The sequence below is a fragment of the Microbacterium sp. genome, from assembly GCF_041909575.1.
Lineage (GTDB): Bacteria > Actinomycetota > Actinomycetes > Actinomycetales > Microbacteriaceae > Microbacterium.
Window position 1 is genome coordinate 17,506 of the sequence record NZ_JAYRDE010000031.1, and the last position, 9,304, is coordinate 26,809.

The 9,304-nt window shown below is 72.0% G+C and carries 10 protein-coding genes; 4 read left to right on the forward strand and 6 right to left on the reverse strand.

What is annotated here, in order from left to right; all coding sequences use genetic code 11:
- Positions 1-83: 83 nt before the first annotated feature.
- From ACE3O1_RS06535 to ACE3O1_RS06545, 3 genes are all read right to left on the reverse strand, one after another.
- Positions 84-1,439 (reverse strand): PhoH family protein, encoded by a 1,356-nt coding sequence (locus tag ACE3O1_RS06535; RefSeq protein ID WP_374313648.1) that lies wholly within the window; start codon positions 1,437-1,439, stop codon positions 84-86.
- 202 nt (positions 1,440-1,641) lie between these two features.
- Positions 1,642-2,763: an aminotransferase class V-fold PLP-dependent enzyme gene (locus ACE3O1_RS06540; RefSeq protein WP_374313650.1), complete on the reverse strand. Its 1,122-nt coding sequence runs from the start codon at positions 2,761-2,763 to the stop codon at positions 1,642-1,644.
- A gap of 42 nt (positions 2,764-2,805) precedes the next feature.
- Entirely contained in the window at positions 2,806-3,591 is a 786-nt protein-coding gene (locus tag ACE3O1_RS06545) for an isoprenyl transferase (RefSeq protein ID WP_374313652.1), read from the reverse strand.
- Positions 3,592-3,703: 112 nt separating this feature from the next.
- On the opposite strand from ACE3O1_RS06545, the gene ACE3O1_RS06550 reads away from it, so the two are divergent.
- Positions 3,704-4,447, forward strand: a complete 744-nt coding sequence (locus ACE3O1_RS06550) for a hemolysin III family protein (RefSeq protein ID WP_374313654.1) — start codon at positions 3,704-3,706, stop codon at positions 4,445-4,447.
- 55 nt (positions 4,448-4,502) lie between these two features.
- Here the strand turns inward: ACE3O1_RS06550 and ACE3O1_RS06555 are convergent, their stop codons facing one another.
- Complete coding sequence (locus ACE3O1_RS06555) at positions 4,503-4,820, reverse strand: hypothetical protein (protein ID WP_374313656.1); 318 nt, start codon at positions 4,818-4,820, stop codon at positions 4,503-4,505.
- Positions 4,821-4,922: 102 nt separating this feature from the next.
- On the opposite strand from ACE3O1_RS06555, the gene ACE3O1_RS06560 reads away from it, so the two are divergent.
- Positions 4,923-5,315, forward strand: coding sequence for a DUF4307 domain-containing protein (locus ACE3O1_RS06560; protein WP_374313658.1), 393 nt, complete (start codon positions 4,923-4,925; stop codon positions 5,313-5,315).
- Positions 5,316-5,403: 88 nt separating this feature from the next.
- The gene (greA, locus tag ACE3O1_RS06565) at positions 5,404-5,895 is read left to right on the forward strand and encodes a transcription elongation factor GreA (protein ID WP_374313660.1); all 492 of its coding nucleotides are present in this window, start codon (positions 5,404-5,406) and stop codon (positions 5,893-5,895) included.
- A gap of 24 nt (positions 5,896-5,919) precedes the next feature.
- On the opposite strand, the gene ilvA is transcribed toward greA, so the two are convergent.
- Positions 5,920-7,176, reverse strand: coding sequence for a threonine ammonia-lyase (ilvA, locus tag ACE3O1_RS06570; protein WP_374313662.1), 1,257 nt, complete (start codon positions 7,174-7,176; stop codon positions 5,920-5,922).
- The gene (locus ACE3O1_RS06575) at positions 7,173-8,363 is read right to left on the reverse strand and encodes an AI-2E family transporter (RefSeq protein ID WP_374313664.1); all 1,191 of its coding nucleotides are present in this window, start codon (positions 8,361-8,363) and stop codon (positions 7,173-7,175) included. Before ACE3O1_RS06575 ends, ilvA begins: the two co-directional genes overlap by 4 nt.
- Positions 8,364-8,453: 90 nt before the next feature.
- Here ACE3O1_RS06575 and ACE3O1_RS06580 point away from each other — a divergent pair.
- A partial coding sequence (locus ACE3O1_RS06580; RefSeq protein ID WP_374313666.1) for a winged helix-turn-helix domain-containing protein occupies positions 8,454-9,304 on the forward strand: 851 nt, incomplete at its 3' end.

Sequence of the window (9,304 nt, forward strand, 5' to 3'; positions counted from 1 at the left end):
GTCGCCCCCCCCCAGCCGCGCGGGGCCGGGGGGGGCGCGGCGGGGGGGCGGGGTGGCGGCATCCCGGCCCCTCCGCTCAGGGATCAGGCGAGCTCGCCGGCCTCGAGCAGGTCGGTGACGAGAGCGGCGATGGCGGAGCGCTCGGAGCGCGTCAGGGTGACGTGTCCGAACAGGCCGTGGCCCTTGAGCGTCTCGATGACCGAGGCGACGCCGTCGTGGCGTCCGACGCGCAGGTTGTCGCGCTGCCCGACGTCGTGGGTGAGCACGACGCGCGAGTTCTGCCCCATGCGGCTGAGGACCGTCAGCAGCACGTTGCGCTCGAGCGACTGCGCCTCGTCGACGATCACGAAAGCGTCGTGCAGCGACCGGCCGCGGATGTGGGTGAGCGGCATCACCTCGAGGAGCCCCCGCTCGACGACCTCTTCGAGGACATTGGACGAGACGACCGAGCCGAGCGTGTCGAACACCGCCTGGCCCCACGGGTTCATCTTCTCGGCCTGGTCGCCCGGCAGGTAGCCGAGCTCCTGACCGCCGACCGCGAACAGCGGCCGGAACACGATGATCTTGCGTTGCTGCTGCCGTTCGAGCACGGCCTCGAGGCCCGCGCACAGTGCGAGCGCCGACTTCCCGGTGCCGGCGCGACCGCCGAGGGAGACGATGCCGACCTCGGGGTCGAGCAGGATGTCGATGGCGATGCGCTGCTCGGCCGAGCGCCCGTGGAGTCCGAAGACCTCGCGGTCGCCGCGCACCAGCTTGTACGCGCCGTCGCCCGTGACCCGTCCGAGGGCGGAACCCCGCTCGGAGTGGATGATGAGCCCCGTGTTGACCGGCAGCCCGCGCACGTCGTCGCTGGAGGCGACCTCGCTCTCGTAGAGGTCGGAGATGTCATCGCCCGACACGTCGATCGCGGCGATCCCGGTCCAGCCCGAGTCCACCGCCTGCTCCGCGAGGTACTCCTCAGCCGTGACGCCCAGCGATGCCGCCTTGACGCGCATCGGCAGGTCCTTCGAGACCACGGTGACCTCCTGGCCCTCCGCGGCGAGGTGCATCGCGACCGCCAGGATCCGGCTGTCGTTGTCGCCCAGGCGCATGCCGGAGGGCAGCACGCCGGCGTCGGTGTTGTTGAGCTCCACGCGCAGGGTGCCGCCCTCGCCGACGGGGACGGGGAAGTCGAGGCGGCCGTGCTCGACCCGCAGCTCGTCGAGGTGCCGCAGCGCTTGACGGGCGAAGTAGCCGATCTCGGGGTCGTGCCGCTTTCCCTCGAGCTCGGTGACCACCACGACGGGGATCACGACGTTGTGCTCGGCGAAGCGGAAGAACGCCCGCGGATCGCTCAGCAGCACCGAGGTGTCGAGCACGTAGGTGCGGAGATCCGTGTCGAGATCACCCGTCTGCTCGACCGTCTGACTGTGCTGCTTGTGTGGTGCTCGTGTGGTCACAACCCACTCCCGCCCCGGGTGGAGAACCCGGCAGTCACGAGTCGACCTGGGTCACGAGTCGTTTCCGAACGGCCGACTCGAAGGGGCGCCTTGCCCGATGTGATGAACGTACGTCCGAGCGCCGACATCGCGCGTGCACGACACGCACGCGTTTGTGTCGTGCAGATGAATTTCCGGATGCCGCGCCCCGCGGCATCCGGGATCACCAGACGCGCGCCGCCGAGAAGGCCGCGAGCGCGTCACCGAACAGCCTCAGCGTGTCGGCTCCGGTCCCCACGTGCGGGGACACGCGCACCAGGCCGGACCGCACGGTCACGGTCAGGCCGTGGTTGGCCAGCGAGGCGGCCAGCGGCGCGGCGTCCTGCGGCGCCGGGGCGAGCGCCACGATGCCGCCCCGCCGCTCCGGCTCGCGCGGCGTGAGCACCGGCACGTCGTACCGGTCGGCGAAGTACATCACATCGCCCGTGCGCGCGGCGAGCTCCTGCTCGATCGCCCCCACCCCGACCGCCGCGGTCTCGGCCAGCGCCGTCGACAGGCGCGCCGCCGCGAGCGTGTCCGCGCCGCTGACGGTGAAGGCCTGCGCCGACGCGGCGGGCGGCGGCACGGCGTCGAGGGGCAGCCCCTCATCGGTGCCGCGGTAGCCCGACAGCACGGGGGCGATGCGCTCCAGCGCGCGTTCGCCGTACCAGGCGAACCCCGTCCCGCGCCCGGCGCGCAGCCACTTGTACCCGTTCGCGCACACGACGTCGGCGGCCGTGTAGTCCGCGTCGACCGTGCCGAACCCCTGGATGGCGTCGACGATCAGCAGGCGGTCGCCGATGACGTCGCGGATCGCGCCGAGATCGGCCCGGTACCCGGTGCGGAAGTCGACGAGGCTGACCGCCACCGCGCGGGTGTCGTCGGTGAGGCCCTCGCGCACGGCCTCGGGCGTGACGAAGCCTCCGGCGGGCTCGAGCCATTGGAGCCGGACCGACCCGAGCGCCTCCGCCGCACGCGTGGCGGCGACGGTGAGACTCGGGAACTCCCCCCGCCCGAGCAGCAGTCCTCCCGCCAGGCCGTAGATCGCCTGCATCAGCCCGTACGACGTCGACGGCTGCAGGACGACCTGCGCGGCATCCGTCCCGATGAGGGTCGCGATCAGTTCGCGCGCGTCGCGGACGTGCGCGTCCACGAGGTCGATGCTGCTGCGCCGGCCCGAGCCGAGCAGTTCGGTGTCGGCCACCGCTTCGGCGCGCACGGCGGGAGAGAGCGGTCCGAACGCAGCCCAGTCCAGATACCCCGGTTCCCCATCGAACGACGCCAGGAATGCATCCAGATCCGTCACGGGTCACATTCTGGCACGGTCGGATGCCCGGCCGCCCCGGCGTCAGCTGCCGTAGCGGCGGTCCCGGCTGGTGAAGTCGCGGATCGCGCGGAGGAAGTCGACCTCGCGGAGGTCGGGTCCGAGCGCCTCGACGAAGTAGAACTCGGAGTGCGCCGACTGCCACAGCAGGAAGTCGCTCAGCCGCTGCTCCCCCGACGTGCGGATCACGAGATCCGGATCGGGCTGGCCGCCGGTGTAGAGATGCTCGCCGATCTGCTCGGGGGTGAGGTTGGCTGCCAGCTCCTCGAGCGATCCGCCCTCGCCGCCGTGCTGGGCGATGATGCTGCGGACGGCATCGACGATCTCGCTGCGGCCGCCGTACCCGACGGCCAGGTTGACGTGCAGCCCGGGGTTGTCCTTGGTGCGCTCCTCGGCCTCGGCGAGCACCCGTGCCAGCTCGGGCGGCAGCAGATCGGCGCGGCCCACGTGCTGCACGCGCCAGTCGCGCTCCAGCGACAGCTCGTGGGCGAGCTCGGCGATGATCTCGATGAGATCGGACAGCTCCCGCGAATCGCGCTTGCGCAGGTTGTCGGTGGAGAGGAGGTACAGCGACACCACCCCGACGCCGACGTCGTCGCACCACTCCAGGAACTCGCGCATCTTGGCTGCGCCGGCGCGATGGCCGTGGGCGGCCGAGTCGTACCCGAGCTGCTTCGCCCAGCGACGGTTGCCGTCGATCATCATGGCGACGTGCCGCGGAACGGCCGCACGCTCGAGGCGGCGGCGGAGCCGGGTGATGTAGAGCCGGTAGAGGGGCCCTCTGCCCTCGTTCGACCACGCGCGCGCCACACGCCTACGCTACCCCGCGCGAACCACGGTCCCTAGCGCGGGACGCCCGCTCGCCGGGAGCGGTGAGCGCCATGTTCCGCGCGCGGCATGCCGGGAGGCCTACGCTGGGTTCATGAGCCGCCGCACCCGCACCCCTCAGGGTCCCGACGTCCCCGTGCTGCCGCTCTTCGACGCGGCCGCGGTCGATGCCGCCGCACCCGAGCTGAAGCCGACGTGGCGCGGCTGGATCCACGCGGCCACCTTCCCGGTGGCGATCATCGCCGGCATCGTGCTCATCATGTTCGCGCAGGGCGCGCCCGCCAAGTGGGCGTCGGCGGTGTTCATGGCGACCTCGCTCCTGCTGTTCGGCAACTCGGCGCTCTACCACCGCTTCAACTGGGCACCGAAGACGAGGGCCGTGCTCAAGCGCATCGACCACGCGAACATCCTGCTCCTGATCGCCGGCACCTACACGCCCGTCGCCGTCCTCGCGCTGCCGCCGGAGCAGGGGGCGATCCTGCTCGTCGTCGTGTGGTCCGGCGCGCTGCTGGGCATCCTGTTCCGCGTCTTCTGGCTCCACGCTCCACGCTGGCTCTACGTCGCGCTGTACCTCGCCCTCGGCTGGGCCGCCGTCATGTACCTGCCCGATCTGCTCCGGGCGAGCTTCGCCATGATGATCCTCATCGCCGTCGGCGGCCTGCTCTACACCGGCGGCGCCATCGTCTACGGCATGAAGCGGCCCAACCCGTGGCCCGGCCACTTCGGCTTCCACGAGATCTTCCACGTGTGCACGGTGCTGGCATTCCTGTGCCACTGGACCGCGTGCCTGATCATCGCGATCGAGCCGTACTCGCCCTCGCTGGGTCTGCCCGGCTGATCCGCTCCGGCCGGCCGAGGCATCCGCCCGCGTTCTGCAGAACGGATGCCGCGCCTCAGCGCCGCGGGTTCGCGTCGGGGTCCGCCGCCTCGTCGCCGGCGTCCGTCGCCTCGTCGTCGGTGGCGGTGGCCTGGGCGGCGCGCGCGGCCTGCTCCTCGGCCTCGAGCTCCTCGTTGATGTCGGCGCGGACGCGTCCCCGGCGGATGCGCCGGTTCATGTCCCACACCAGGAAGATGACCGCGATCGCCACGAGCAGGATCGCGAAGAACCCCCACGCGCCCGGGGTGACGGTCTCGGGATCGGGGAGCGTCGGGGTCGGGCTCGGCGTCGCGGTCGCCGCGGCGCGCGCGAGTGCGGCAAGCGCATCGTGCATGGGAGGTCCTCGTTCTGCCCGGCGCGGGTCGCCCGGTTGGCGACGACCCCGCTCCAGAGCGCATAGCCTGGAGTTCCAGCCTAATCTTCCGACGGACCCGCCATGACGACACAGGACCTGCTCGACGAGCGCTACGGCCGCACGCGGTCGCCGCGCCGGCGCTGGGCGATCGGCGCCGCGCTGGCTGTGGCCGCTGTCGTGGTGGGCCTGTTCCTGTGGTCCACGGTGTCCGACTCGCTCGACGCCGTCGATGTCGACACGACAGGGTTCGAGGTGGTCGACGAGCACTCGGTGGTGCTCAGCTTCCAGTTCACCGCACCCGTCGGCCGCTCGGTCGCGTGCGCCATCGAGGCGCAGGACGAGGATCACGGCGTGGTCGGCTGGCGGGTCGTCGAGCTGCCCCCGTCGGACGATCACGCGCAGGCTTTCCGCGAGACGATCCCCACGACGGCGGCCGCGACGACCGGTTTTGTCAACTCCTGCTGGGTGACGTAGTCTGGGCCGACTGCAGTCGATACACGCCCTGGCGGGAGCCGGGGCGTTCGGTTTTACAACCGTTCCCCGCCGACCGAAGGAGTCAGCCGTGTCGAACGACGCCCCCGTGACCTTCCTCACCCAGGATGCCTACGATCGCCTCGCCGCCGAGCTCGAGCACCTCTCGACGACGGGCCGCGAGGAGATCGCCAAGCGCATCGAGGCCGCGCGTGAAGAGGGCGATCTGAAGGAGAACGGCGGCTACCACGCGGCCAAGGACGAGCAGGGCAAGCAGGAGGCGCGCATCCGCACGCTGCAGCACCTCCTCAAGACCGCCACGGTCTCCGAGGCGCCCGAGTCCACGGGCGTCGTCGAGCCGGGCACCGTGATCACCGCGATCGTGGCCGGCGGCGAAGAGGTGTTCCTTCTGGGCAACCGCGAGATCGCCGTCGGCTCCGAGCTCGACGTCTACAGCGAGGCCTCGCCCCTGGGCGCGGCGATCCTGGGTCGCAAGGAGGGCGAGAAGACGTCGTACACGGCGCCGAACGGCCGTGAGATCGCCGTCGAGATCGTCAAGGTCGAGACCTACAACGGCCAGTAGCGGTCACGCAGACGCCGGCGCGCGTCAGTCGGGCATGACGGTCGGCACGTAGCCGGCCTGCTCGAGCACCGAGATCACGTGCGCGCGGTGCTCCTCCCCGCGCGTCTCGACGCTCAGCTGCAGGATCACCTCGCTGATCTGCAGGCCCTGTCCGTGCCGCGTGTGCAGCACCTCGATCACGTTGGCGCCGGCCTGCGCGAGCAGCTCCGACACCCGCGCCAGCTGACCCGGGCGATCGGGCAGCGGGATCTGCAGCGTCATGTACCGACCGGATGCCGCGAGCCCGTGCGCGACAACGCGCTGGAGCAGCAGCGGGTCGATGTTGCCGCCCGACAGCACGCTGACGGTGGGTCCCGTCGCGTGGACCTTGCCCGCCAGGATCGCCGCGACGCCGACCGCGCCCGCGGGCTCCACGACCTGCTTGGCCCGCTCGAGCAGCACCAGCAGGGCGCGCGCGATGTCATCCTCGGTCACGGTCACGACCTCGTCGACGAGATCCTTGATGATCGCGAAGGGCAGGTCCCCCGGCCGGGCCACCGCGATGCCGTCGGCGATCGTCGGACGTGTGGCCACTTCGAGCGGATGCCCCGCCGCGAGCGAGGCCGGGTAGGCGGCGGAGTTCTGGGCCTGGACCCCGATCACGCGCACGGTGCGTCCCACCGCGGCAGCGCGCGCCTTCACGGCTGCGGCGACCCCCGCCACCAGTCCCCCGCCGCCGATGCCGAGCACGATCGTGTCGAGGTCGGGCACCTCGTCCATCAGCTCCAGGCCGAGGGTGCCCTGGCCGGCGATGACGTCCGGGTGATCGAACGGGTGGATGAAGACCGCGCCGGTGCGCTCGGCGAATTCGGCCGCGAGGCGCAGGGGCGTCTCGACGGTCGCTCCCTCGAGCACGACGTCGGCGCCGTAGCCGCGCGTCGCGAGGAGCTTGGGCACCGGAACGCCCAGCGGCATGAAGATCGTGGCGTCGATGCCGAGCGACTGCGCCGCGAGCGCGACGCCCTGGGCGTGGTTCCCGGCCGACGCCGCCACCACGCCGCGCGCGCGCTCCTCGGCCGTGAGCCGGGACAGCCGGTACGTGGCTCCGCGGATCTTGAAGGAGCCCGTGCGCTGCAGGTTCTCGAGCTTGAGGTGCACCGGGACGCCCAGCAGCTCGGAGAGGTGGAGCGATTCGTCCAGCGGGGTGCGCGTGATGACGCCGGCAAGCGTGGCCGCGGCATCCTCGATCTCGGCGAGGGTCGGCGGCAGCAGCGGGCGTGTGGCGGGAGAGGTCGTGCTCACGGGTGGGTTCTCCTCGGGCGCGGGACGGTGCTCCAGATGAGGTCGGCGGTGGGTCTGCGCCCGGTCTCCCAGGCGCGTTGACCGACGTACACGGCGACCACGTTGACGAATGCCGCGAGCGGCACGGCGAACAGCGCGCCGGGGATGCCGGCGATCATCGCACCGCCGGCGACGACGAGGACGACGGCGAGCGGGTGCACCTTGACGGCCGAGCCCATGAGCAGGGGCTGCAGGACGTGGCCCTCCAGCTGCTGCACGCCGAGGACGACGACGAGCATCCACAGCGCGATCCACGGGCCGTTGTACACCAGCGCGAGGAAGACGGCGACGGCGCCCGTGACGACGGCACCCACGATGGGCACGAACGCGCCGAGGAAGACGAGCACGGCGACGGGGATCGCGAGCGGGACGCCGAGCAGGAACGCCCCCAGCCCGATGCCGACCGCGTCGATGGTGGCGACGAGCAGCTGCGTGCGGGCGTAGTTGACGACCGTCACCCACCCCGCGCGCCCGGCGCCGTCGGCGGCGGGACGCGCCCTCTTCGGGAAGAGCCGGAGGGTCCAGCGCCAGATCCCCGCGCCGTCGGCCAGCAGGCAGAGCAGGATGAAGAAGGCGAGGATGCCGCCGGCCAGCACATGGCCGACCGTCGAGCCGATCGCGATGGCGCCGGACCACAGCGCCTCCGCCTGCTCCTGCACGAACGCCCAGCCCTGCATGAGGAGACCGTCGATCTGCTCCTCGGTGAGATGCAGCGGGCCGTCGATGAGGTACTGGCGGAAGCGCTCCACCGCGTCGACCGTGCTCGCCTGGACCGACGACCACTGGCGGGCGATCTGCCACGCGACGAGCCACAGCAGGCCGCCGACGATGGCCAGTGTGCCCGCGACGACGACCACGATGGCCACCCAGCGCGGGACGCGATGGCGCAGCATCCAGGTGAATGCCGGCCAGAGGAGCGCCGTGATGAGGATCGCGACCAGGAGCGGAATGACCAGCAGCTTGAGCTGGATGACGAGCCAGACGGCGACGCCGATCGCCGCGGCGACCACGAGGAAGCGCCAGGAGTACGCGGTGGCGATGCGCAGGCCCCGCGGGATGCCGGCGGAGAGCTCGGTGGAGACCACCCGGCTGCGGTCGCGGAAGGCGTCGAACAGCGAGCCGCGGGGCTTCTCTTCGGGGCCGCTCATTCGGCCAGTCTAGGCGCGCCGCATGCCGCGTCGTTCATGCGTCCGACGCGGCGGGACGCGGTGTCGGGGACGCTCGTTAGGCTGGCCCGCGTGAAGTCCTCCCTGAGCGCGGCCGAGGCCCGCCGCATCGCACTGGCCGCACAGGGTTTCGCCCGGCCGCGCCCGGCAGCCGCGGGCACCCGGCAGCTCAACCTCGCCCTCGCGCGCATGGCCACGCTGCAGATCGACTCGGTCAACGTCTTCGCACGCTCGCACTACATGCCGCTGTTCTCGCGTCTCGGGCCCTACGACACCGCGGCTCTCGACCGCCTGCTCTTCGCGCAGCGGTCGCCGTACGTCGAGTACTGGGCGCACGTGGCCGCGTTCATCCCCGCCGCCGACTGGGGGCTCTTCCGCTTCCGCATGGACGACCTGCGGGCCAAGTACGGCACGAAGCCCGACGGCTTCTTCCAGAGCAACCTGGCGATCGTCGACTGGGTGCGCGCCGAGCTCGCCGAGCGCGGGCCCCTCCGCCCCGCCCAGATCGAGCACGACGCCAAGCGCGGCGCGCGCGGACCCTGGTGGGACTGGGACGTCGTCAAGAACGCCCTCGAGTACCTCTGGATGTTCGGCGAAGTCGCCATCGCCGGGCGCCGCGGCTTCGAGCGGCGCTACGGCCTCGCGAGCGACGTGATCCCGGCCGACGTCCTCGCCGCGCCGGTCGCGCGCGAGGAGGCGATCCGGGAGCTCGTCCGCCGCGCGGCCGCCGCCTACGGCGTGGCGACGGCGGCCGACATCGCCGACTACTGGCGGATCGCCGACCGGCCGGCCGTGCTCGCCGCGATCGGGGAGCTCGCCGATGCGGGCGAGCTCGCCCCCGTCGCGGTCGAGGGCTGGACGACCGCGGGGCGCCCCGCGAAGGCGTGGCTGCACCGGGACGCGCAGCTCCCCCGCCGCGTCGA

Excerpts from the sequence above, each read along its gene's own strand:
- ACE3O1_RS06550 (WP_374313654.1), top strand. The coding sequence starts at position 3,704 with ATGAGCCGCCGCACCCGCACCCCTCAGGGTCCCGACGTCCCCGTGCTG.
- ACE3O1_RS06555 (WP_374313656.1), bottom strand. The coding sequence starts at position 4,820 with ATGCACGATGCGCTTGCCGCACTCGCGCGCGCCGCGGCGACCGCGACG.
- ACE3O1_RS06560 (WP_374313658.1), top strand. The coding sequence starts at position 4,923 with ATGACGACACAGGACCTGCTCGACGAGCGCTACGGCCGCACGCGGTCG.
- ACE3O1_RS06575 (WP_374313664.1), bottom strand. The coding sequence starts at position 8,363 with ATGAGCGGCCCCGAAGAGAAGCCCCGCGGCTCGCTGTTCGACGCCTTC.